At 42.5% G+C, this 23,779-nt stretch carries 24 protein-coding genes; 11 read left to right on the forward strand and 13 right to left on the reverse strand.

All coding sequences use genetic code 11. The annotated features are described in order from the left end of the window. Window positions 1-301: 301 nt before the first annotated feature. On the forward strand, window positions 302-1,486 hold the full coding sequence (locus FAX86_RS17545; protein ID WP_144394780.1) for a fatty acid desaturase: 1,185 nt from the start codon (window positions 302-304) through the stop codon (window positions 1,484-1,486). A 115-nt stretch (window positions 1,487-1,601) separates the two neighbouring features. Here FAX86_RS17545 and FAX86_RS17550 read toward each other — a convergent pair whose 3' ends face one another. The 6 genes from FAX86_RS17550 to FAX86_RS17575 all read right to left on the reverse strand — a co-directional run bounded on the left by FAX86_RS17550 (window position 1,602) and on the right by FAX86_RS17575 (window position 5,606). Further along, window positions 1,602-1,781: a DUF3012 domain-containing protein gene (locus FAX86_RS17550; RefSeq protein WP_144394781.1), complete on the reverse strand. Its 180-nt coding sequence runs from the start codon at window positions 1,779-1,781 to the stop codon at window positions 1,602-1,604. Window positions 1,782-1,795: 14 nt separating this feature from the next. Beyond that, window positions 1,796-2,458: a lysoplasmalogenase gene (locus FAX86_RS17555; protein WP_144394782.1), complete on the reverse strand. Its 663-nt coding sequence runs from the start codon at window positions 2,456-2,458 to the stop codon at window positions 1,796-1,798. A gap of 312 nt (window positions 2,459-2,770) precedes the next feature. Then, window positions 2,771-3,388 carry a high frequency lysogenization protein HflD gene (hflD, locus tag FAX86_RS17560; RefSeq protein ID WP_164503660.1) on the reverse strand — a complete coding sequence of 206 codons (618 nt, stop codon included), beginning with the start codon at window positions 3,386-3,388 and terminating at the stop codon, window positions 2,771-2,773. Between the two features lie 8 nt (window positions 3,389-3,396). Continuing rightward, the gene (mnmA, locus tag FAX86_RS17565) at window positions 3,397-4,515 is read right to left on the reverse strand and encodes a tRNA 2-thiouridine(34) synthase MnmA (protein WP_144394784.1); all 1,119 of its coding nucleotides are present in this window, start codon (window positions 4,513-4,515) and stop codon (window positions 3,397-3,399) included. A 35-nt stretch (window positions 4,516-4,550) separates the two neighbouring features. Continuing rightward, window positions 4,551-5,045, reverse strand: a complete 495-nt coding sequence (locus tag FAX86_RS17570; protein WP_144394785.1) for an NUDIX hydrolase — start codon at window positions 5,043-5,045, stop codon at window positions 4,551-4,553. Between the two features lie 18 nt (window positions 5,046-5,063). After that, window positions 5,064-5,606: a pseudouridine synthase gene (locus tag FAX86_RS17575; protein ID WP_144394786.1), complete on the reverse strand. Its 543-nt coding sequence runs from the start codon at window positions 5,604-5,606 to the stop codon at window positions 5,064-5,066. Window positions 5,607-5,834: 228 nt separating this feature from the next. Between FAX86_RS17575 and FAX86_RS17580 the strand changes: the two genes are divergently transcribed. Further along, window positions 5,835-8,060 (forward strand): NADP-dependent isocitrate dehydrogenase, encoded by a 2,226-nt coding sequence (locus tag FAX86_RS17580; protein WP_144394787.1) that lies wholly within the window; start codon window positions 5,835-5,837, stop codon window positions 8,058-8,060. 87 nt (window positions 8,061-8,147) lie between these two features. On the opposite strand, the gene cspD is transcribed toward FAX86_RS17580, so the two are convergent. Continuing rightward, the gene (cspD, locus tag FAX86_RS17585; RefSeq protein WP_281286435.1) at window positions 8,148-8,366 is read right to left on the reverse strand and encodes a cold shock domain-containing protein CspD; all 219 of its coding nucleotides are present in this window, start codon (window positions 8,364-8,366) and stop codon (window positions 8,148-8,150) included. A gap of 252 nt (window positions 8,367-8,618) precedes the next feature. Between cspD and clpS the strand changes: the two genes are divergently transcribed. Together clpS and clpA are read left to right on the forward strand one after the other, a co-directional pair. Then, a complete protein-coding gene (gene clpS / locus FAX86_RS17590) occupies window positions 8,619-8,945 on the forward strand; it encodes an ATP-dependent Clp protease adapter ClpS (protein ID WP_144394789.1) in 327 nt (108 codons plus the stop codon). Window positions 8,946-8,988: 43 nt separating this feature from the next. After that, window positions 8,989-11,268, forward strand: coding sequence for an ATP-dependent Clp protease ATP-binding subunit ClpA (clpA, locus tag FAX86_RS17595; RefSeq protein ID WP_144394790.1), 2,280 nt, complete (start codon window positions 8,989-8,991; stop codon window positions 11,266-11,268). A 138-nt stretch (window positions 11,269-11,406) separates the two neighbouring features. Here clpA and infA read toward each other — a convergent pair whose 3' ends face one another. The 3 genes from infA to aat all read right to left on the reverse strand — a co-directional run bounded on the left by infA (window position 11,407) and on the right by aat (window position 13,235). Further along, entirely contained in the window at window positions 11,407-11,625 is a 219-nt protein-coding gene (gene infA, locus FAX86_RS17600; RefSeq protein WP_144394791.1) for a translation initiation factor IF-1, read from the reverse strand. Between the two features lie 156 nt (window positions 11,626-11,781). Then, a complete protein-coding gene (locus FAX86_RS17605; RefSeq protein ID WP_144394792.1) occupies window positions 11,782-12,504 on the reverse strand; it encodes an arginyltransferase in 723 nt (240 codons plus the stop codon). A 14-nt stretch (window positions 12,505-12,518) separates the two neighbouring features. After that, window positions 12,519-13,235, reverse strand: a complete 717-nt coding sequence (aat, locus tag FAX86_RS17610) for a leucyl/phenylalanyl-tRNA--protein transferase (protein ID WP_144394793.1) — start codon at window positions 13,233-13,235, stop codon at window positions 12,519-12,521. Window positions 13,236-13,298: 63 nt separating this feature from the next. Between aat and FAX86_RS17615 the strand changes: the two genes are divergently transcribed. Then, entirely contained in the window at window positions 13,299-13,991 is a 693-nt protein-coding gene (locus FAX86_RS17615) for a flagellar brake protein (RefSeq protein WP_144394794.1), read from the forward strand. Window positions 13,992-14,027: 36 nt separating this feature from the next. Here FAX86_RS17615 and trxB read toward each other — a convergent pair whose 3' ends face one another. Together trxB and ald are read right to left on the reverse strand one after the other, a co-directional pair. After that, entirely contained in the window at window positions 14,028-14,978 is a 951-nt protein-coding gene (gene trxB, locus FAX86_RS17620; protein WP_144394795.1) for a thioredoxin-disulfide reductase, read from the reverse strand. Window positions 14,979-15,179: 201 nt separating this feature from the next. Continuing rightward, on the reverse strand, window positions 15,180-16,298 hold the full coding sequence (gene ald / locus FAX86_RS17625) for an alanine dehydrogenase (RefSeq protein ID WP_144394796.1): 1,119 nt from the start codon (window positions 16,296-16,298) through the stop codon (window positions 15,180-15,182). Window positions 16,299-16,434: 136 nt separating this feature from the next. Between ald and lrp the strand changes: the two genes are divergently transcribed. From lrp to serS, 6 genes are all read left to right on the forward strand, one after another. Beyond that, the gene (gene lrp / locus FAX86_RS17630) at window positions 16,435-16,911 is read left to right on the forward strand and encodes a leucine-responsive transcriptional regulator Lrp (RefSeq protein ID WP_144394797.1); all 477 of its coding nucleotides are present in this window, start codon (window positions 16,435-16,437) and stop codon (window positions 16,909-16,911) included. A gap of 65 nt (window positions 16,912-16,976) precedes the next feature. After that, entirely contained in the window at window positions 16,977-19,292 is a 2,316-nt protein-coding gene (locus tag FAX86_RS17635) for a DNA translocase FtsK (RefSeq protein WP_205859245.1), read from the forward strand. A gap of 51 nt (window positions 19,293-19,343) precedes the next feature. Then, complete coding sequence (lolA, locus tag FAX86_RS17640) at window positions 19,344-20,024, forward strand: outer membrane lipoprotein periplasmic chaperone LolA (RefSeq protein ID WP_164503661.1); 681 nt, start codon at window positions 19,344-19,346, stop codon at window positions 20,022-20,024. 15 nt (window positions 20,025-20,039) lie between these two features. After that, window positions 20,040-21,359: a replication-associated recombination protein A gene (locus FAX86_RS17645; protein ID WP_144394799.1), complete on the forward strand. Its 1,320-nt coding sequence runs from the start codon at window positions 20,040-20,042 to the stop codon at window positions 21,357-21,359. Further along, window positions 21,360-21,752 carry a fluoride efflux transporter CrcB gene (gene crcB, locus FAX86_RS17650; protein ID WP_144394800.1) on the forward strand — a complete coding sequence of 131 codons (393 nt, stop codon included), beginning with the start codon at window positions 21,360-21,362 and terminating at the stop codon, window positions 21,750-21,752. It begins immediately after the preceding gene. A 25-nt stretch (window positions 21,753-21,777) separates the two neighbouring features. Beyond that, window positions 21,778-23,055 carry a serine--tRNA ligase gene (serS, locus tag FAX86_RS17655; RefSeq protein WP_144394801.1) on the forward strand — a complete coding sequence of 426 codons (1,278 nt, stop codon included), beginning with the start codon at window positions 21,778-21,780 and terminating at the stop codon, window positions 23,053-23,055. A gap of 101 nt (window positions 23,056-23,156) precedes the next feature. Here serS and FAX86_RS17660 read toward each other — a convergent pair whose 3' ends face one another. Continuing rightward, the gene (locus tag FAX86_RS17660; protein WP_144394802.1) at window positions 23,157-23,753 is read right to left on the reverse strand and encodes an MlaC/ttg2D family ABC transporter substrate-binding protein; all 597 of its coding nucleotides are present in this window, start codon (window positions 23,751-23,753) and stop codon (window positions 23,157-23,159) included. Window positions 23,754-23,779: the final 26 nt, after the last annotated feature.

Here is a 23,779-nt window from a genome sequence, read left to right on the forward strand (position 1 = left end):
GGATCGCCTGTATGGAGTAGAGATAAGGTTAAAAGGGTATGATGCAATGTATTGAAATATAAAACAAATAATTATTTTTACCAGTGTTCGAGTGAAATTATTGAACTGGACCGGAAAGATCCCTATAATTATTTTCGGCTAACATGTGTTAGCTGACTGGAGAGTAAACCGAGCCATTTCACCGAATTACGAAGAAATGCTGACTTTGCCTAAGAGTTGAGAAGGTTTCAATCAGCCATAAATTTGTCTACGATTGCGTACTGTCCAGTGAGTCAAATGTGTTTATCAGATGTAGGATCCTATGAATTCAGAAGTTCAAAAAACAGACACGAGTCGTTCGAAACATTCGAAGCCAAAACTCATTTGGCTCAACATCTCGGTTTTCTCTCTAACCAGTGCCATTGCTTTTATCGGTGTTCCTTTGTGGGGCTATTTTGTTGGGTTTGACGCGACACACTGGATTGTGACCCTGTTGTGTATCGGCTATTGCGGAATGTCCATCACTGCAGGGTATCACCGGTTGTGGTCACACAAAGCTTACGAAACTAACCGTTGGATTAAGCTGTTTTATGCGATTGGCGGAGCTTTCGCGGTACAAAATAGTGCTCTTCATTGGGCTTCTGATCATCGAATTCATCATCGTCATGTCGATGATAATGACCGCGATCCTTACTCTGCGAAAAGAGGTTTCTGGTATTCACACATAGGTTGGATGTTACGTGAGTATCAGGCCAGTCGTTACACGGATTATTCCAACGTTAAAGACTTACAGCGTGACCCTATTGTGATGTGGCAGCACAGAAATTATTTGTGGTTAACCTTAACGGTGAATTTTGGATTACCAATATTTATTGGGTTTCTTCATGGTGATGTGATTGGTATGTTATTGACGGCTGGATTTTTGCGATTGGTGATCAGTCATCACACGACTTTTTTCATTAATTCATTGGCTCACGTTTGGGGTAAGCAACCGTATTCTGATCGTAATACGGCGCGTGACAATGGCTTTTTGGCGTTACTGACTTACGGAGAGGGGTATCATAATTTTCACCATCATTTTCAAAACGATTATCGTAATGGTATTCGTTGGTGGCATTTTGACCCGACCAAATGGTTAATTAAAGTTCTTAGTTGGTTAAAGTTGGCAAAAAATTTAAAGCGTTCAGATGAAACGAAAATTGAAATGGCAAGGGCAGAAATGTTGCTTAATCAAACTCGTAAGAAAGTCATGCATTTTTCTTTACCCAATAAAGATGAGCTTCTTGATTCTCTGAAACATGAGTACGAAGTGTATTGTGCTAAACTGGCTGAATATTATTCGGTGAAACGAGAGTGGGTTTTGGCGCAGAAAAAACAATTGTCAGATAATTGTGATGCACAATCAGTTGAGATTAAACATAAGTACCAGCAGATTAAAGCGTTGGTCGCTCAGCATAAAGAGAATTGGTTGAATTATAATAAGCAGCTGAAATTAGCGCTTGCTTGATTCCGTTAAAAGTATTTTCTTCTTTTCGCAGAACCGAGTATCAATCACGTTTTACTAAGCGAGAAAAAGGCCACTGTGATGTGGCCTTTTTTCATCCAAATTAAGTCTATCGAAATCACTCTGGCTTTTGATTCAATACGCAATATTTTGTAAAATCTTTTAGTTCATTGGCTGTCCAGTCACCTTTAGGCTTTTCTTTCATTGCTTCACACCATTCATCGCTGCCCACTTTCGGCGCGCAACCAAGCGTCAGGCTTAAAGTGAGTAGTATTATAAAATATCGAGCAGTTTTCATACGATTCTCCAATGTTATACCGGCAGCCAATAAGTATTCGTTTGTAAGTGTAATACAGTCGTTGCAAGAATAAATTGACCCAGGTAGTAAAGTGGTAAGCCAATTAAGCGATTGTGAAATTGTGGTTTCTTAAATCGATTGTAGGCGACAAACAAATCAGAAACCATAAAAAGGGTTGCGCCCAATCCAACCAGGGTCGGTTCATTTTCAATTTTTATAGATAAGCCCAGCGAGGTCATCGCAAACAGTATTATCATATAAATAGGAACAAATAGTTTTAGTCGTGAGCTCGTCAAGTTAGGTTTAAGCCATTGATACACCTGATAACCAATAACTAGCATTATGCCAAAAGAAACGAGCCACTCGGTGTATTGGAAGGGCAGTTGAAAAAAGGCGACGATAAAAAAGACATGACCCAAAAAGAAGGCAATGATTCCCGCGGCAAGTCGGTTTTTATTTTGGGAAATTAGCAGCAAGTCGCCAATGACACAGATTAAAATAGCAATTAATATGCAATAAGAATAAAAATTATTCTGTGTTAATACGTTCGAGATAGTGTATCCAACTAATGATAGCGAGGTGATCAATTTACATGCGGCAGCTATGGTTTTTTTATTAAAAAAATCGCAACAGAGAAGCGTAAGCAAACTGGCACTGGCAAGTAGAATGAAATACATGATTAATTCTATGGTTATTTATTATTCTGGGTTATTCGTTTTGGATATAACAGACAGGTGTGAATAGTAACATTGAAAGCGAGATTTCAAACCCTGATAATTACACCAACTTTTTGGTCTGCAAAGCCAAAAAGTATTTGAATATTGAGTTGAGGCTTATATTCAAATCGCTCCCTTTTGCAATTGTTGGCAGTCCTAGTGACTGCCTTTTTTATTTCTACTCAGATTGTCTGGCTACAACGTTCACAAATCGAAAACGTAAATTTCGAACTCAATTTATTCAGTAAGTGCACTGCTCGTTTAAATATTAAACTAATAAACGGGTTGCCGTAACAATTGATCCGCGGTTTCGCACAAACGCTTTCTTTGGAATAAGAACTGACGTTTCCGGCCGCCTATTTGACGCCATAAAACAGCTGCTCTTACCGCCGACAATAGCAGTGCTCGTATTTTATCCTGATTAAGTTTGTTCTGGAGAATTTGTGGATTGCCCTGAACTTGAATTCGAAGCGGCAAGTTTGAAATGCTTTGAGTATAACTATCCGCCAATGATGAAATAACATTTGCCGCTAAGATATCTTCATAATCGAGTAATCGTTTAGAGTGCTCAATTCTTGAACTCAAAATTGATTGAACCTCAGGATTTTTTTCAAACTGTCTTTGTAGCGTCAGTATGTTGGCCATGTAGCGACCGTATTCGGCGTTTCGCTCATTGCCGTTAGCGTTTAACTGGTTACGCAGCATGCGCAGACCGGTTGTTAAACTGGCGCTTCCTGAATAAAGTTCAACAATTGAGTCGGCATCGAATTTAAAGATACTTTTGATGAGAGGTAAAGCTTCAGCTTCATCCAATTGTCCCTTCCAAGCAACTTTTTGTACTTGTTGAATCGCTTGTGAAATAGCGGCTAATGAGAGAACTATGTTTTCCATTGACATGCTCAGTGTTCCGTCTCTTGAGTCTTGATTTTATTAATTTGATTGATAATACCGCCGCCAAGGCAGGCCTCATTGTCATAAAACACGACTGACTGGCCAGGAGTAACCGCTCGTTGCGGTTCATTAAATTCAACGAGGAATTCGTTGTTCTCTAGTGGCGTGACTGTACAACTGACGTCTTGCTGTCGGTAACGAACTTTTGCCGTACATTGAAAGGTTTCGGTCGGTGATTCTCTAGAAACCCAATGCAATTGATTGCAAATTAAACCATCACTTAAAAGTAGTGGGTGATTGTGACCTTGACCAACGATGAGAACGTTATCTTTAACGTGTTTATCGACAACATACCATGGATCATCGCTTGAGTCTTTTAAGCCGCCAATTCCCAATCCTTTACGTTGCCCTAAAGTATGAAACATTAATCCTTGATGCTCGCCAATGGTTTCACCTTGATCGTTTTCGATAGGGCCAGGCTGGGCAGGAATAAATTGTTCTAAAAAGTCTTTAAATTTTCGTTCGCCGATAAAGCAAATGCCCGTGCTGTCTTTTTTTCGAGCATTGATAAAATCTTGTTCTTCAGCGATGGCGCGAACTTCGGACTTTTCGAGTTCCCCAACAGGGAATAATGTTTTTGCTAATTGCTCCTGACCCAAAGTGTATAAAAAATAACTTTGGTCTTTGTTGGTATCAAGTCCACGTAACAGTCGTTGTTTTCCTTCGATGATATCACGTCGGCAATAGTGCCCCGTGGCAATATAATCGGCACCCAGATGAATGGCGAAATCGAGAAAGGCTTTAAACTTGATTTCTTTATTGCACATGATGTCGGGATTTGGCGTTCTTCCGGCTTTATATTCTTCAAGAAAATATTCAAAAACACGATCCCAGTATTCGGCTGAAAAATTAACCGAGTGCAGTTCGATACCAAGCTTTTCACAAACAGCTTCGGCATCTGCCAGATCTTCAGCGGCACTGCAATATTCGTCAGTATCGTCTTCTTCCCAATTTTTCATAAACAACCCCTCAACCTCGTATCCTTGCTGTTGTAGCAAGTAAGCCGAAACTGAAGAGTCAACGCCGCCTGACATACCGACGACAACTTTGGGTTTGTTTTCGCTCATTATTGAATAACCGTATTTCTAACCATAAACGTGCGTTACTTTTTCGGCAGGCGAGTATAACATAACTCTGCCATTGCAAGCTCGTTTGCGCAAAAGTGAAATTGATCCAGGCTGTACCGCTGACCATTACGATAGTCGTCTAAACATTGTAATACCAGTGCGCTGCGTAATTGCCTGCCAAGGTTAATAATGTCGTCGAGCGTCATCCAATGAGCCGCAATAATATCATCGTCTTGAGGAGCCAAGGCATTGACGTCTTTTACCGATCCGATAAAACAAAATCGAAAATAATGTTTGCCATTAGTTGCCGGGCTTAAAAAATAACTCCCTAACAAATGTTCTGGCGTAAAATCGAGACCGGTTTCCTCAAATACTTCTCGTTTAATGGCATCAGGAATGGATTCATTCGGTTCAACATGACCCGCGGGCTGATTGTAAACAGTGTTTCCGCTGGAATCTTTTTCTTCCACAATCAAAAAACGTTCGTTGTGTTCAATAATGGCGGCAACGGTTAAGCGAATATCTTGCATTGAATTCCTTAGGTTTTATCAGTGTTTTACTATTTTAAACTCACCGGGCTGTAATTCATTAAGCTCCCAGTGGCCAACTTTTGCACGAATAAGTCGGAGCGTGGGGTATCCTACGGCCGCAGTCATTCGTCGCACTTGGCGATTTTTTCCCTCTTTGAGGGTTAACTCTAGCCAGGTGGTTGGAATGTTTTTACGAAATCTCACCGGTGGTGAGCGTTCCCAAACATTGGGCGTTGCAATTATTTTAGCACTGGCGGGTCGGGTCCAGCCGTCTTTTAACTTGACCCCGCGAGAGAGTTTGTCGAGTGCTTCGCTGTCGGGAACTCCTTCGACTTGCACCCAGTAAACCTTTGCTTGTTTGTGTTTTGGATCGGTAATTTTGTGCTGCAGCTTACCGTCGTTCGTCAGTACCAGTAACCCCTCGGAATCTTTGTCGAGTCGTCCCGCAGCATAAACCCCTTTCTCGGTGATGTAATTTGACAGTAAGTCATCATTGGGCTCACCGGTAAATTGGCACAGGGTATTGTAAGGTTTGTTGAATAAGACAATTTTTCGATTCATAACGGGTCGTTAGATTAAAAAGTCGAGCAAAAATTAGACTATACTGTTGCGAACTCTACGCATTGTACCGTGAAGTGATCCTTTGTGCAGTGCAGAGAATCATTATTTCGCGTATAATATGCGCCGCTTAATCAATGAACATAACAAATCGACAAGGCTGGAGCAGGAGGATATTTCTCCGAAGCTTCTCCGCAGCCGTGTGCAATCAACCAGTAAATGGGAAATGCAATGACAACATCTAAAATTATTTATACGTTGACCGATGAAGCTCCTGCGTTAGCAACTTATTCATTTTTACCGATTGTTGAAGCCTTCACTCGAGTATCGGGTGTTGAAATGGAAACGCGCGACATATCGCTTGCTGGTCGAATTCTTGCGACTTTTCCAGAGCGATTAAGTGCTGAGCAAAAGCAATCGGACGATTTAGCTTACCTAGGTAATTTGGCGAAAAAGCCAGAAGCCAACATTATTAAATTGCCGAATATTTCTGCGTCAGTTCCTCAGCTAAACGCTGCTATTAGCGAACTACAGAAAAAAGGTTTCGACATTCCTAATTATCCCGAAGAGCCTTCAACTGACGAAGAAAAAGATATTAAAGCACGTTACGACAAAATTAAAGGAAGTGCGGTAAATCCTGTGCTTCGTGAAGGTAATTCCGATCGTCGAGCGCCATCTTCGGTAAAGCAATATGCTAAGAACAACCCTCATTCAATGGGAGCTTGGTCTTCCGATTCCAAATCACACGTTGCCAGTATGCAAGACGGCGACTTTTTCGGAAGTGAAAAGTCTGTAACCATCGCTGGTGCATCAGAAGCGAGCATTAGTTTTGTCGATGACAGTGGTGCAGAAACATCTTTGAAAGATGGAATTAAATTATTAGATGGCGAGGTAATAGATTGTGCTCGTATGAGTCAATCCGCTTTGCAAACGTTTTTTAAAGAGCAAATTGAAGACGCCAAGGCGCAAGGTATTTTGTTCTCACTTCATTTAAAAGCCACCATGATGAAAGTCTCTGATCCCATCATGTTTGGTTACGCGGTTCGTGTTTTCTTCAAAGATGTATTTGAAAAGCACGCTGCAACACTTGAAGAGTTGGGTGTTGATGTGAATAACGGCATCGGCGATTTATACAGCAAACTCGATAAGTTGCCGCAAGAAAAACGCGATGAAATCGAAGCTGATTTAAAAGCGGTTTATGAGTCACGCCCTGAAATGGCTATGGTTGACTCTGATCGTGGAATTACTAACTTGCATGTGCCAAGCGATGTCATTATTGATGCATCGATGCCAGCAGCGATTCGCACATCTGGTCAAATGTGGGGACCGGATGGAAAAACAAAAGACACTAAGTTTGTTATTCCAGACCGTTGTTACTCTGGTGTTTATCAAGAAACTATCGAGTTTTGTAAAAAACACGGTGCTTTTGACCCTGCGACCATGGGTAGTGTGTCAAACGTTGGTTTGATGGCACAAAAAGCAGAAGAGTACGGTTCACACGACAAAACATTCCAGGCTCCTGGTAAAGGTACCATTCGTGTTAGCGACAACAGCGGTAATCTTTTAATGGAGCAATCGGTTGAAGAGGGCGACATTTTCAGAATGTGCCAAGTTAAAGATGAGCCGATTAAAGATTGGGTTAAGTTGGCTGTAAATCGCGCGCGCGACACGGGCAATCCAGCAGTGTTCTGGCTTGACGAAAAACGCGCTCACGATGCTGAGTTAATTAAGAAGGTTAAAGAGTATTTACCAGAGCACAACACCGATGGTCTCGACATTCATATCTTGTCACCGGTAGAAGCGACTCGTTTCTCTTTAGAGAGAATCATTGAAGGCAAAGATACTATTTCGGTGACCGGTAATGTTTTACGTGATTATTTAACGGATCTTTTCCCAATTTTAGAATTAGGAACCAGCGCAAAAATGCTTTCGATTGTTCCTTTAATGAATGGCGGCGGTTTGTTTGAAACCGGTGCGGGTGGATCGGCTCCAAAGCATGTTCAGCAGTTTGAAAAAGAAAATCACTTACGTTGGGATTCTCTCGGTGAGTTCTTAGCATTAGCGGTGTCATTAGAACATTTAGGTTCCAAGTTTGATAATCCTAAAGCCATCACACTTGGTAAAACGTTGGACGAAGCGACGGCTAAGTTTTTAATGGAAAATAAATCACCTTCGAGAAAAGTTGGTGAGCTTGATAATCGAGGTAGCCATTTCTATTTAACTCTTTATTGGGCAGAAGCTTTGGCTAATCAAAGTGACGATGAAGACCTTAAAGCAACCTTCGCACCTGTTGCAAAAGCGATGGCTGAAAAAGAGAGTGATATTGTCGCTGAGCTTAACAAAGTTCAAGGTCAAGCAATGGACATTGGTGGCTATTTCCGTCCCGATCCAAAACTCGCGTTAGCAGCTATGCGACCAAGTGCAGCGTTTAACGAGATTTTAGAGTTATTGAAGTAGGGCAGGGTAAGCCAAACCGGAGGTTTGGCTATTTATCCGATCGTATGATCCGATTCAAAAATAAAAGGCTCCAGCGGAGCCTTTTATTTATTCTGCTTCTTTCTGATCTTCGGTTGGTGTGATATCTGAAGCGTGTAACCCCTTCGGACCTTCACTCACCTCGAATTTAACTTCCTGTCCAGCTTTTAGACTGCGATATCCATCCATATTGATGGTTGAATAATGAACGAAGATGTCTTCGTTTCCCTCCTCGGATCGTATGAACCCATACCCTTTTGCATTATTAAACCATTTTACGGTTCCCATAGGCATAACTACTTTCCTCTATCCTCAACAGTGATTACATCTCAAATCGCTAACTTTTTGTTTTTAATTACGATTTGTAGCACCCGCCCAATGATTTGCACAATTAGTAACCATTGTCAAGGGAGACCTTGAGATAAGGCTTGAAAAAAGCCAAATTCGGGCCCATTATCACCATAATTGAATGTTGTATGGTATCCTCGATGCCCTAACATATAATCCAAGCAAAATTTTATCGGTAAACTAAACTTAATTATGAGTAACCAAGATCAGAACGATTGGGAAATCGATCACGGGATAGCGGTAGAAGAGTCCGAACCAGAAGTTAAACCGCCACCCATGTACAAAGTCGTGTTGCTCAACGATGACTACTCGCCAATGGACTTTGTTGTCGAAGTAATAATGAAGTTTTTTGGCAAGCAACGCGAAGAAGCGACTAAAATTATGTTGCAGGTACATTACGAAGGCAAAGGCGTTTGTGGCATTTACCGAAGTGAAATAGCAGAAACGAAAGTTGTTCAAGTGAACGAGTATTCAAAGGCCAATCAACATCCGTTGATGTGCATCATGGAAGAAGCATGAAACCTTTGGAGCAAGGTTAACTTTGGTTGTATAAGGTGTTGTTATGCTTAGTAAAGATCTGGAATTGACGTTAAACTTAGCGTTTAAACAAGCGCGCGACAAGCGTCATGAATTTATGACTGTGGAGCATTTGTTGCTGGCATTGCTGGACAATCTTATTGCCTCTAATGTGCTGCAATCTTGCGGTGCAGACTTGTCAGAGCTCAAACAGCAGCTCACCGACTTTGTTGATGAAACAACGCCTTTGATTCCTCAGCATGATGAGGGTCGGGAAACACAGCCAACACTCGGTTTTCAACGCGTACTACAGCGTGCCGTTTTCCATGTTCAATCTTCGGGTAAGAAAGAAGTCACCGGAGCAAATGTGTTGGTGGCGATTTTTAGTGAACAAGAGTCGCAGGCTGTCTATTTGCTGCAACAGCAAAAAATTACTCGCCTCGATATTGTGAATTACATTTCTCACGGCATTTCAAAAGTTGGTGATGAAGAGTCGGACAACAACACGACATCATCGGAAGTCGAAGACGAAACAAGCCAAGAATCAACGGGCAAAAGTCCACTTGAGGCGTATGCTACCGATTTGAATGCTCTTGCCGAAGAAGGGAAGATAGATCCTCTTGTCGGGCGTGGTCCAGAACTGGAGCGGGCCGTACAGATTTTATGCCGTCGACGAAAAAATAATCCGTTATTTGTCGGTGAAGCTGGTGTCGGTAAAACAGCGATTGCCGAAGGCTTGGCCAAACGAATTGTTGATGAAGATGTTCCAGAAGTGATTTTGGATGCTCATGTTTATTCGCTCGACTTGGGTGCGCTATTGGCCGGAACCAAGTATCGAGGGGATTTTGAGAAACGTCTTAAAGCGCTTTTAGCAGAGCTTAAAAAGCAAGAACATGCGGTTTTGTTCATTGATGAAATTCATACCATTATTGGCGCCGGTGCTGCGTCTGGTGGTGTTATGGACGCGTCAAATTTAATCAAGCCTATGTTGGCGAGTGGTGAGCTCCGCTGTATGGGATCGACCACATTTCAAGAATATCGAGGCATTTTTGAGAAAGATCGAGCCCTGGCGCGACGATTCCAGAAAGTCGACATCAACGAGCCGAGCATAGAAGAAACTATTAAGATTTTGAAAGGGCTTAAATCGCGTTATGAGAGTCATCATGATGTTAAATACTCGTCGCCCGCGCTCAAAGCGGCAGCAGAGTTGTCTGCCCGTTATATTAACGATCGTCACCTACCTGACAAAGCGATTGACGTTATTGATGAAGCGGGGGCGAATCAACGGTTACAGCCTGAAAACAAGCGTAAAAAAGTGATTGGTGTGCATGATATTGAAAATATCATTGCCAAAATAGCGAAGGTGCCGCCAAAAACTGTTTCAGCGTCCGATAAGGATTCTCTCAAAAATCTGGATCGTAATTTGAAAATGGTGGTTTTCGGGCAGGATGAAGCGATTGATACCTTATCAAATGCGATTAAGTTGTCTCGCTCTGGATTGGGCAATGAAGACAAGCCAGTCGGCTCTTTCTTATTTGCCGGACCAACAGGCGTCGGTAAAACAGAAGTAACGCGACAACTTGCCAAAATCATGGGAATCGAACTCATTCGATTTGATATGTCGGAGTATATGGAGCGTCACACGGTGTCTCGTTTGATCGGTGCGCCTCCGGGTTATGTTGGCTACGATCAGGGCGGGTTGTTAACTGAGGCAGTCAATAAAAACCCTCATGCAGTTGTTTTATTGGATGAGATTGAGAAGGCTCATCCTGACGTTTACAATCTGTTGTTGCAGGTTATGGATCACGGGACATTGACGGATAATAATGGGCGTAAAGCTGATTTTAGAAATGTCATTTTGGTTATGACGACTAACGCTGGAGCGGCTGAACTCATCAAGCCGTCCATCGGCTTTCAGCAAAATGAGCGTGATAATGACAATATTGAAGTTATTAATCGCACCTTTACGCCTGAGTTTAGAAATCGTCTCGATGCGATTGTTTGGTTCCGCGGGCTGTCCGAAGAAGTCATATTATCAGTGGTTGATAAGTTTATCGTTGAGCTTCAGACGCAACTCGATGACAAACACGTTAATCTCGAAGTGTCGCAAAGCGCACGTAAATGGCTGTGTGATAAAGGCTACGATGCCAACATGGGTGCTCGACCAATGGAGCGAGTTATTCGAGAAGATCTTAAGAAACCGCTTGCCGATGAGTTGCTTTTTGGTCGGTTGACGCAGGGTGGCCACGTTAAAATCGATTTGGATGACAAAGAAAACGAATTGATTTTTGAAGTGGTTGGTAAAGAAGAGGTCGCAACAACTTAATTGCTTGCGACTTAAAGTGGTCAGGAGTTTTTGACCGCTGTCTTTGTCGAATATTGTTTTAAGATTAACCGTTAAAATTTAAGTGAGACACAATGAAAAAAGCCTGACAATGTCAGGCTTTTTTTAATCTTTCCGGAATTAACGAGACCGGAATACAATACGACCTTTCGATAAGTCGTAAGGCGTCATTTCGACAGTTACTTGGTCGCCAGTAAGAATACGAATGTAGTTTTTTCGCATCTTCCCTGAAATATGTGCAGTAACAACATGTCCATTCTCAAGTTCAACACGGAACATGGTGTTGGGTAACGTTTCTAAAACCGTTCCTTGCATTTCAATGTGATCTTCTTTCGCCATCGATGAGTAAAACCTTCCAGTATCGCTAAAATTTAGCGCGTAATGATGCCTTAATGTACAGAAATAATCAAAAAAAATTGCGTTAAACGAGCGCTAAATGTCGCATTTATTGAAAAAGAGGATAACTTGACGAGAAATAGGACGAAAATGAAGGGGTTAAGTGAGTAAAACCCAGCGATTACCAATAAAGCAATCCAGTGGTCGATACTCTGATTTGTATTTCATTTTTTGACAATCCTTTACTAAATATCCCAAATAAACATAATCCATAGAGTCTTTTCTTGCCTCTTCAATCATTCGTAAAATGGCTAATCGACCTAAACTGTAGGATGAGTAATCCGGATCGAAGTAGGTATATACAGCAGAAATGCCACTGTCTAAAATATCAACAACTGCACAGGCAATTAATTTTTCTTCGTCGTAAAACGATAAAAACTTTGACGATACCCAAGGGCTAAGTAAAAAGTCTTTGTATTGCTGCTCGGTTGGTGGATACATATCACCGTCAGCATGACGTTCTCTCAAATAGCGTTCGTACAGCGCATAATGTTTTTCTGAGAATTCGGCGGCTTCGGCTCGAAACTCAAATTTTTCGCCTTTTTTCAGGCATCGCCTTTGCGTTCGATTGGGTTGGAATCGTTTAACAGGGATCCGTACAGGAACACACGCCTGACAATTTTCGCAATGCGGACGATAGATATGATTACCACTACGACGAAATCCAGTCTCACTTAAGCGAGTATAAAGTTTTTGGGTGATTATTTTCTCGGGATCAAGAAAAACAGTCGTCGCTTGTTGATCTTCCAGATAAGAACATCGGTGTGACGGCGTCGCATAGAATGTCAATTTTAATAACTCGTCGTTAGGATCCTGTTGCACAGCATTGGTCTCTATTAAAATCGATAAGTATTCGTCAGGTCTTGACTTGACCAAAAATTCAACGGAACTTTTTTATCCCGATACTCATAAAGATAGCGTAGAAATTCCCGTCTGGAAACTTCTTTTGCGCCAAGTCGCATTAGATGCGGGTTTGGCATTTGGCAATCGATCAATGGAAATCCGGCATTGGCGCAATGTTTAGCAAGATAAAACAGGGCAACTTTCGATGCATCGGTCGCTCGATGAAACATGGATTCGCCAAAGAATAAATGCCCCATAGAAACGCCATAGAGGCCACCTACGAGTTGGTCGTCGAGCCAAACTTCGGTGGAGTGAGCAACTCCATTTTGGTGCAGATTCTCGTACGCTTTAATCATCTCGTTGGTAATCCACGTCGATGGACGATTTTTTGAGTATTCCGCACAATGCCGAATCACACCAGAAAAGTCGTGATTCAAAGTGACGGTAAAGCGAGTTTTGCGTAACGTTTTGAGCAGACTTTTTGCGGGTTTTAAATCATCGAGGAAAAATGCGGCGCGCGGGTTAGGACTCCACCAAAAAACCGGTTCGCCCGGATTAAACCAGGGAAAGATACCTTGGTAATAAGCTGCGACAAGCAGTTCATCTGACAAACAACTGCCGAAAGCCAGTAGTCCATTGGGAGCTACTAGAGCTTGCTCAACTGGTGGAAAGTCATCTGGACGTTCAATATAAGGTAACTCAATGGTCATTTATTCTCAGTCTTACTTATTTATGTCTACACTTATCAATACTTTATTTATTGTAATCAAAAGATGGACGAAACATTAATGCGTTTTTCTGATCTTGGATTAAAAATGGGAGATGTTATGCAAATTCAGGTATCGGCGGAATCTGAAGCCCGATATCCGGTTAAATTATTGGGTTTTCTGCCCGATTGTAGTGTCATCATTTCTGCGCCCTCTGAGAAAAAAGGAAAACCTATTTTTTTAAAAGAAGATCAACTCGTCACTTTGCGATTTGTGGTGAATCATGTTGCCAGTGGCTTCACATCAAAAGTTTTAGGAATGCGCACCTCTCCCAGTCCTTATATTCACCTGGAAATGCCCAAAGAAGTCGAAGCGGTTGAAGTAAGAAATGCAGTACGAGTTAACACTGAGATTCCGGCAACCTTAATTAACGAAACTCATAAAAGTAATCCTATGGCGGTAAACCTTGTTAATTTAAGCGTGCTTGGTGGTCGATTAGAAAGTCAAAAAAAAATTGCATTGATCGGCGACGAATTGAGTCTGACTATGACACTCAGTCTGGATGATATTGATAAAGTGGTCACATTAGATTGTGTCGTGAGAAATAAAGGAAAAGTTGATGAAAGGAAAGAAGGAGAAGAGGGCAGTCAAATCTTGAACTGGTATGGTTTTCACTTCAAGTTTCAAGACGATGAAGATCGATTATTACTGAAAGCGTTTGTTTATCAGGAAATTTTAAGGTCGCTGCACTTGTTATAAACAAGCGCAGCATTTTGAGACTGTTCTGATATTGAACTATAGATTGTCGAGATATTTTTCCGCATCTAAAGCTGCCATACAGCCCGCTCCCGCGCTAGTGACGGCTTGGCGATACACATGGTCAGCAACGTCTCCAGCGGCGAACACGCCTTTAATGCTAGTTTGAGTAGCGTTGCCTTCTAAACCCGACTGAATTTTAATGTAGCCATCTTTCATGTCTAATTGACCATCGAAAATCTGAGTATTCGGTTGGTGGCCAATCGCAATGAAAACACCGTGCACGTCCAACTCTTCTGTTGAATCATCTTTGGTGCTTTTTAGTCGTAAACCAGTAACGCCCGAATCGTCGCCCAGTACTTCATCGAGTGTTCGATCCCAGTGCAGCACGATGTTACCGTTCTCTGCTCGTTCGAGGAGTTTGTCACGCAGAATTTTTTCTGAGCGAACATCATCACGTCGGTGAATCAAATGAACTTCAGATGCTAAGTTTGATAAGTAAAGCGCTTCTTCGACAGCGGTATTTCCACCGCCAACAACAGCGACCTTTTGATTGCGATAGAAGAATCCATCGCAAGTTGCACAAGCGGATACACCTTTACCCATAAACGCTTGCTCAGATTCCAGGCCTAGATATTTAGCTGAAGCGCCGGTGGCTATGATAAGGGCATCGCACGTATAGCTGCCTGAGTCGCCTTTCAACTGGAAAGGTTTTTCTTTTAAGTTGACTTCGTTGATGTGGTCGAAAATGATTTCGGTACCAAAGCGTTGTGCATGCTTCTCCATGCGTTGCATTAGCTCTGGACCTTGAACACCATCATTATCGCCTGGCCAATTGTCAACGTCGGTTGTGGTTGTCAGTTGGCCGCCCTGTTGCATACCGGTAATAATCACGGGTTCGAGGTTGGCTCGAGCTGCATAAACTGCGGCAGTATAACCTGCGGGTCCTGAGCCTAAAATTAACAGTCGGCGGTGTTTAACATCACTCATTTGGTGTTCTCCAATTGTATCGCATTCTATTTTTGGCTAAGTGTAAATCCTTCAAAGATTAGGAACAATGATAATCCAGCGATTTCTATTATCAATTTTTTAAATTAAAAAAAGCCATCCGAGGATGGCTTTAGTTCAACTTTGAAGATCGTTGCATAATGACTCAGTATTTTAAACTCAAGAAAATTAGAGTCGTTTAGGTTAAATACCAAGCGCAACTTTAGGATCGACGAACTCAAGATCCTGACTTTCAGCAACACTTTTATGAGTGACTTTGCCGCGGTAAACATTGAGACCATTGAGTAGGTGCTGGTCTTCCGCCAATGCTTTTTTATAGCCTTTGTTAGCCAATGCGATAATGTAGGGCAGGGTTGCATTATTTAAGGCAAAAGTTGATGTGTAAGGCACGGCGCCTGGCATATTAGCAACACAATAATGGACCACATCGTCAACGATGTAGGTTGGATCGGCGTGCGTTGTTGCTTTTGAGGTTTCGAAGCAACCGCCTTGATCAATTGCCACATCGACAACGGCCGCACCCGGTTTCATTTGATGGACCATGTCTTTAGTCACTAATTTAGGCGCTGAGGCGCCAGGTATTAGTACACCACCAATCACTAATTCGGCGCTCAATACGTGCTGTTCGAGAGCATCTTTACTTGAAAATACGGTCTCAATACTGTGGCCAAATTGCTGATTGATACGACGTAAAACGTCAATATTTCGATCAAGCAGTACGACGCGTGCGCCCATGCCTACTGCAATTTGAGCGGCATTACTCCCGACGACACCACCACCGATGATGGTTACCTTAGCGGGAGACACACCAGGCACTCCGCCGAGTAGCATACCGCGGCCCATGCGAGATTTTTCCAAGCATTGCGCGCCAGCTTGTATTGACATTCGGCCGGCAACTTCTGACATAGGCGCCAATAATGGCAAGCCGCCCGCTGCGCTAGTGACAGTTTCATATGCAATGCAAATAGAGCCGCTATTAATTAAATCTGTTGTTTGCGGAACATCGGGAGCCAAGTGAAGATAAGTGAATAAAATCTGACCGTCTCGGATGTGCTTTCGTTCTTCTGCCAAAGGCTCTTTTACTTTGACGATCATTTCTGCTTCGGCATAGACCTCTTCAGCAGAATCTTTAATGGTTGCACCGACCGCTTGATAATCGTGATCGGTAAAGCCAATTCCAATACCGGCGTTGTGCTCGACGATAACATCATGACCGTGGGCAACGAGTTCTCGTACGCTGGCAGGAACCATCCCAACGCGATACTCGTGGTTTTTAATTTCTTTTGGTACACCAATTAGCATTGCAATCTCCAATGACTGACCTTGTTCTGAAGGCGCAAGTATAATCGGTTGTTGGCAACATATCTCACTGAATAATCTATAAAGTCAGGATAATCTATTGTATAGTGATTCATAAATAGATAAATGTATTGTTAATATGAGTGAAAGTGGACGAATCCTCGATAGGATTGATAAGTCGATCTTGCGTGAATTGCAACGTGATGGCCGTATGCCAAACGTCGAGCTGGCAAAGCGAGTCGGCTTAAGCGCAACTCCTTGTTTGGAACGTGTTCGGCGACTGGAAAGTGAAGGCTATATTACGGGCTATTCAGCCCGAGTTAATCCACAGAAGTTAAGTTATGGATTATTGGTCTTTGTGGAAATTACACTTGAAAAGACCTCTCCCGATGTATTTCACGATTTCAAAAGTGCAGTTTGTGATTTACACGAAGTATTGGAGTGTCATCTAGTATCCGGAGACTTTGACTATCTGGTTAAGGCGCGGGTGGTCGACATGGCGGCGTACCGAACCTTACTGGGAGAAACATTACTGACATTGCCCGGTGTGAGTGAGTCTCGAACTTACGTCGTAATGGAAGAAGTAAAGGAATCTTCTGAGATTCATATTGCCTAAGCTAAAGATATACTGCAGTCGCGTGTTATTATACGCGGGTTTATTGGGAGAACAGGTGGTTCGATTTGGGTAAAAAACAAACAATAACGGAACAAACCGAGATTTCATCGCCGATTAGCTCACGCATTCGTGAGGGTGTTGTTATATGTCTTGGTGCAGTTGCCTTGTTTTTATTATTGGCGCTGGCGACTTACCATCCTCAAGATCCGGGTTGGTCTTATACTGGCGTTGGTGAGTCGGTGCAAAATTCAGCGGGTCGAGCAGGCGCCTGGTTAGCCGATGTTTTTTTACAACTGTTTGGCTATCTCGCTTATGTATTTCCATTTATGGTGACCTATCTGGCTTACCTTATTTTTCGTGAACGCAAACTAATTGAGCAGCACGACTGGCGTTATTGGTTGCTCCGAGGTTCTGGTTTTCTTCTCACTCTTATTGCCGGAACAGCCATTGCCAGCTTGAATTTTCATGATCCTGCGGTTCAACCCAGCTACACGTCAGGCGGCGTTTTTGGTCAACTAGTGGGTGATACTTTATTTGACGCTTTTAATGCATTAGGCACAACACTCATACTGCTCGCTTTGTTTTTAACCGGATTTACTTTGTTCACCGGATTATCCTGGTTTCGTCTTATGGAACAAATTGGTGAAAAAGTTTTAAACGCACTCGATGCGATTCATTCAAAATGGCTTGAGTTCCGTGAGCGTCGTAATGAACAGCGAGAGTACGAAGAGAAGAAAGAAACGCGCAAAAAAGCGATTGAGCATGAAAAAGTCAAGCGTGAAACGCGCGCACCCATTCGCATAGAGCCGGTAGTGAATAAAATAGAGCCGAGTCCTCGAGCGCAAAAAGAAAAGCAACAAAAATTATTTGATGAGCCCGTCGAAGGTGAGTTGCCTCCGATGAATTTGCTGGATGAACCGTCAGAGACTCAATACCCTATTTCTGAAGAATCACTTGAGGCCATGTCGCGCCTGCTTGAGAAAAAGCTGGCTGACTTTGGGGTTAAAGCAGAAGTTGTTGCGGTAAATCCGGGGCCGGTAATCACGCGTTATGAACTTGATTTGGCTCCCGGAGTAAAAGTTAGCAAGATCACCAATTTAGCGAAAGATCTAGCTCGAGCGTTGGCGTCGGTTAGCGTACGAGTGGTTGAGGTAATTCCTGGTAAACCTTACATCGGTATCGAGTTACCGAATGAACATCGAGAAATTGTTCGGTTAAAAGAAGTCGTCGGATCAAAAGAGTTTGATGGTTCGAAATCGAAACTGAGCATGGCGCTCGGAAAAGATATTTCTGGCCTACCGGTCGTTATTGATTTGGCGAAGATGCCGCACTTGTTGGTGGCGGGTACAACTGGGTCGGGTAAATCGGTCGGTTTGAATGCCATGTTGGTGAGTATTTTGTATAAGTCATCACCTGAAGAAGTTCGTTTTATTATGATCGATCCAAAAATGCTGGAGTTGTCCGTTTACGATGGTATCCCGCATTTATTAGCGCCGGTAGTGACGGATGTTAAAGAATCGGCCAATGCATTGCGATGGAGTGTTGCCGAAATGGAGCGGCGCTACCGACTCATGGCGGCAATGGGAGTTAGAAACCTCGCTGGTTACAATCGTAAAGTTAAAGATGCTATTAAAGCAGGTGAACCGTTAACGGATCCCATATGGACTCCTGAAGACGATATGAGTAACGAACCGCCGCTTTTAGATACTTTGCCGCAAATTGTTATTGTAATTGATGAATTAGCCGACATGATGATGATTGTCGGCAAAAAAGTGGAAGAGTTGATTGCACGCATTGCGCAAAAAGCGCGAGCTGCCGGAATACATTTAATTCTTGCCACACAGCGGCCTTCGGTTGACGTTATTACCGGTTTAATCAAAGCGAATGTACCGTCACGAATTGCTTTTCAAGTATCGTCGCGAATTGATTCTCGAACCATACTCGATCAAATGGGCGCCGAGCATTTGTTAGGACAAGGTGACATGTTGTATTTACCGGCCGGAAAAAATATTCCGACGCGGGTTCATGGTGCCTTCGTTGACGATGACGAAGTCCATCGCGTGGTTGCTGATTGGCAAAAACGAGGCGAACCTGAGTTTGAAGAAGCCATTACCTCCGGTGTTTCTGAAACAGAAATGATGGGCATACCCAAAGGCAGCGAAGAAGAAGCGAGCGCAGAACGAGACGAACTCTACGATCAAGCCGTTGCCATTGTGACTGAATCTCGTCGGGCATCAATTTCGGGTATTCAAAGACGATTAAAGATTGGCTATAACCGTGCCGCGAGAATGATTGAAGAAATGGAAGCGGCGGGTGTGGTCAGTGAAATGCAGTCAAATGGTATGCGTGAGGTCATTGCACCACCACCACCCAAGCATTAGTCACTAATCCCTATACGATATAAAAATATGATAGAACAATTTGGAATAATTATGACGTTGAAGAATTGGTTTAAATATTGTGTTGTTTTACTGACGGCGGTTCAAGTCACCTACGCTTCAGATGCGGATAAGCTGGTTGATATTACCAAGGATATCACGAGCGTGAGTGCTGAGTTTGAGCAGGAAATTCGCGATCAGTTTAACAATTTAAAAGATAAATCGAAGGGTGTATTTCAGCTTAAAAAACCCTTTAAGTTTCTGTGGCAGACGCAAAAGCCTTTTCAACAATTAATAGTTTCTAATGGTGATGTATTGTGGACTTTCGATCAAGACCTCGATCAAGTCAACATTGAGTCTTTAGATAAAGCCATGGGGAATACACCTGTCTTTTTTCTTGGTGCCGACGCGAAAACATTGAACGAGAGTTTTAATATTACACTCTTGCCCAGTGGTCAATCTGATGCAAAAACGTTTGAGTTAACGCCGCGTAACAATGAAAATACGTTCGAGCGAATGTTAGTGTTATTTAATGACGGACAATTAAAAGAAATATTGCTAAAAGATACTTTAGGTCAACAAACTTCGGTGGAGTTTTCAGCCGTAAATATGAATGTTGAATTGGCCGATTCAACATTTGAGTTTACCCCACCTGAAGGCGTCGATGTACTCGACTCTCGTCGTTCAAAACCGTCGCCAACTCAGCCTCCTGCAAAGCCAGTTGAGCAGTATTAACTGTGGCACAACATAATGGATTTATTTGATAACCAACAACCGTACCGACCTTTGGCCGATCGAATGCGGCCTCGAACATTGGATGAATACGTTGGCCAGGAACATTTGTTAGGCGAGGGCAAGCCTCTTCGAAAATGTATCGCCAGTGACCAATTGCATTCGATGATTTTTTGGGGCCCACCCGGTGTTGGTAAAACATCTTTAGCTCGTTTAATTGCACGTGAAACTTCCTCTAACTTTATTGCTGTCTCGGCAATTATGAGTGGCGTTAAAGATATTCGTGCTGCGGTTGAGCAAGCGAAGCAGTCTCAGGTTCATGGTAATAAAACGTTGTTGTTTGTCGATGAGGTGCACCGATTTAATAAGTCGCAGCAAGACGCATTTTTGCCTTTTATTGAAGATGGCACTTTTGTTTTTATCGGTGCAACTACTGAGAATCCTTCATTTGAATTAAATAATGCTTTGTTATCTCGATCGCGCGTTTATCGTTTGTCTCGACTTAAAGAGAATGAGTTACAACATCTATTAAAGATGGCTGTGTCGGATTCGGAGCGTGGATTAGGTGAATTAAATTTATCATTGAGCGATGAAGCAACCGAATTACTCATTCAGTCGTCTCATGGCGATTCACGACAATTATTGAATTATTTGGAGATTGCTTCAGATTTTGTTGCCGACGATTCAACGGCTCGATTGGAAAAACATCATATTGCCGAAGTTGTGGGAGATAAAGTACGCCATTTTGATAAAGCGGGCGATGTATTTTACGAACAAATTTCTGCTTTGCATAAATCGGTGCGAGGTTCTTCGCCCGATGCCGCCCTTTATTGGTTTTGTCGAATGATCGATGGTGGTTGTGATCCGCTTTACGTTGCTCGTCGAGTCGTGCGAATGGCGAGTGAAGAAGTGGGAAATGCCGATCCTCGCGCATTAACGGTGGCACTTAATGCTTGGGAAGTGCAAGAACGTTTAGGATCGCCAGAAGGTAAATTGGCGATTGCACAGGCAATTTTGTATTTGGCCAGTGCGCCTAAAAGCAATGCGGCTTATCGGGCGTATGGTGAAGCGAAGCAATTTGTTCGGGATGATCCGGGATTGGATGTCCCTGTTCATTTAAGAAATGCACCGTCAAAATTGATGAAGCAATTAGGGTATGGGCAAGAATACCGATATTCTCACGATGAGCCAGAAGCGTATTCTGCAGGTCAAACATATTGGCCAGATGACCTTGAACCGGTTAATTTTTATCAGCCTGTAGAACGCGGGCTGGAAATACAAATTAAAAAGAAGCTGACGCATTTAAGCCAGCTCGATGCCAAAGCGAGAAATCAATAAATGTCCGCTCAATGGATATATATTTTTGCCGTGGCGTCGGGAAGTGCCTTGGGCGGTGTTTTGCGTTTTTTGACGCGTGAATATTTGCCGGTGCTAGTTCCAATTGATTTTCCCATAGGAACATTAGTTGTGAATGTATTAGGCTGCTTTGTTGCTGGTATTTTGCTCATTTATTGGCAGGGTGTTCAAGTTAATCCAGTATTAAAAGCTGCGATAATGATTGGTTTTCTTGGCGCGTTAACGACTTTTTCATCCTTTTCTGTCGATACTTTGGTATTGTTTCAAGAGCAACAATTTATAAAGGCTGTAACCAATGTGGCCCTAAATATGGCATTAAGCTTAATTGCTGTTTTTTTAGGAGCATGGATTGGTGGTAGAATAACGCAAATTTAAAATTAGTAATGAGTGAAGGTAATTCATGATCGACCCGAAACTGTTGAGAAACGATCTGGATGCGGTCGCCGCCAATTTGGCGCGTCGAGGTGTGGCACTGGATAAAGATGAAATTATTCAGCTGGAAGAACAGCGAAAAGCAATCCAGGTAAAAACCGAAGACTTACAGAATCAGGCTAAGACTAAATCGAAAATGATTGGTCAATTAAAAGCCAAAGGCGAAGATGCGCAATCGGTAATGGATGAAGTGGCTGAGTTGAAAAAACAAAGAGCCGATGCCGAGCATGAGTTGAAAGAAGTGCAAGAAAAGTTGAGTGACATTCATTACTCAACGCCAAACTTGATTGATGACTCGGTACCCGATGGTAATGATGAAGACGATAATGTCGAAATTCGACGTTGGGGTGAGCCTCGTACTTTTGATTTTGAAGTTAAAGATCACATTGCACTGGGAGAAATGGGGCAGGGTCTTGATTTTGCTGCCTCGGCAAAACTAACTGGCTCGCGATTCGTGGTGATGAAAAACCGAATGGCACGACTGCATCGAGCTTTGGTTCAATTTATGATTGATGTCCATACCTCTGAGCATAACTACGAAGAAGTGTATGTGCCTTATATGGTTAATCGAGACAGCTTGATGGGAACAGGACAGTTACCAAAGTTTGAAGAAGATTTGTTCGCGATCAAAGGTAGTACTCAAGACAATCGACCATTGTATTTAATTCCAACCGCTGAAGTTCCATTAACGAATTTAGTGCGTGATGAAATTGTGAAAGGCGATGAGTTGCCACTTAGGTTTGTGGCACATACACCATGTTTTCGTTCAGAAGCTGGCTCATACGGAAAAGATGTAAAAGGCTTAATTCGTCAGCATCAGTTTGAAAAAGTCGAGTTAGTACAAATTGTTCGACCTGAAAACTCGATGGATGCGCTTGAGGAATTGACCGGGCACGCTGAAAATATTTTGAAGTTACTTGGTTTGCCATTTAGAACGGTTATTCTTTGCAGTGGTGACATTACTTTCGGTGCAACGAAAACTTATGACTTGGAAGTTTGGTTACCTGGGCAAAACGCTTATCGCGAAATATCTTCGTGCAGTAATCTCGGAGACTTCCAGGCGCGGCGTATGCAAGCTCGGTTTAGAGACGATAAAAAACCCGAGCTCGTGCATACATTAAACGGTTCCGGTTTAGCGGTTGGCCGAACATTAGTTGCGCTGGTAGAAAACTACCAACGTGAAGATGGAAAGATTGATATTCCTGAAATATTGCGCCCTTACATGGGTGGCTTAGAAGTTATTTAGACACCGCTTAATTTTTTGTTTGAAATTAAAAGTCTTAGGTGTCGAAAATAATGCAATAAAAAAGGGCTCAAATGAGCCCTTTGTTTTAACTCTAACTTTACTTACTTTTCATTTTGTTCCAGCTTTGCTAATAACGCATCAAATCCTTTTTCTACATCAACGGATTTCAATTGTTCACGATAGTTTTGCAGTATTTTGACGCCTTCAACAGAAATATCAATGACTTTCCAGTCGTCATAGTCTTCCATCATTTTTAACGTATATATGATACTGAATGATTCGCTTTCTTTAGACACTAGCTCACTGTAAACCCAGGCCGTTTGCCTGGTTCGTGAAAAATTAGTTTTAATAAAATTGAAAGTGTGACCGTCGTAATTATTCAGGCCTTGCGCATAGGTCTTTATAATGTGGTCAACAAAAGCATCGGTAAAGCGTGTGCGTTGTACATCGTCGAGCTTATCCCAAACTTTACGTTTTAACACGCGCTTTCCTAAGCCTTTGGTATCAACCAAAGGAACCAAGTTTTCTCGAACAATTTGATGCGCAAAATGCTCATCAGACTCTAATTGGGTTCGGTTGTTCTCTAGCAGCGCAATCATGTTATCGGCTGCATTTTTTAACAACACATCCGGTTCGGACGCTGCATTAGCGACCGAACTGGTAACTATCAACCCTAAGGCAAACAACAAGTGTTTCATTAGATTCCTTTTATCCCTTGCGTTAC

Origin of the sequence: Pleionea sediminis (assembly GCF_007570825.1) — a bacterium.
GTDB lineage: Bacteria > Pseudomonadota > Gammaproteobacteria > Enterobacterales > Kangiellaceae > Pleionea > Pleionea sediminis.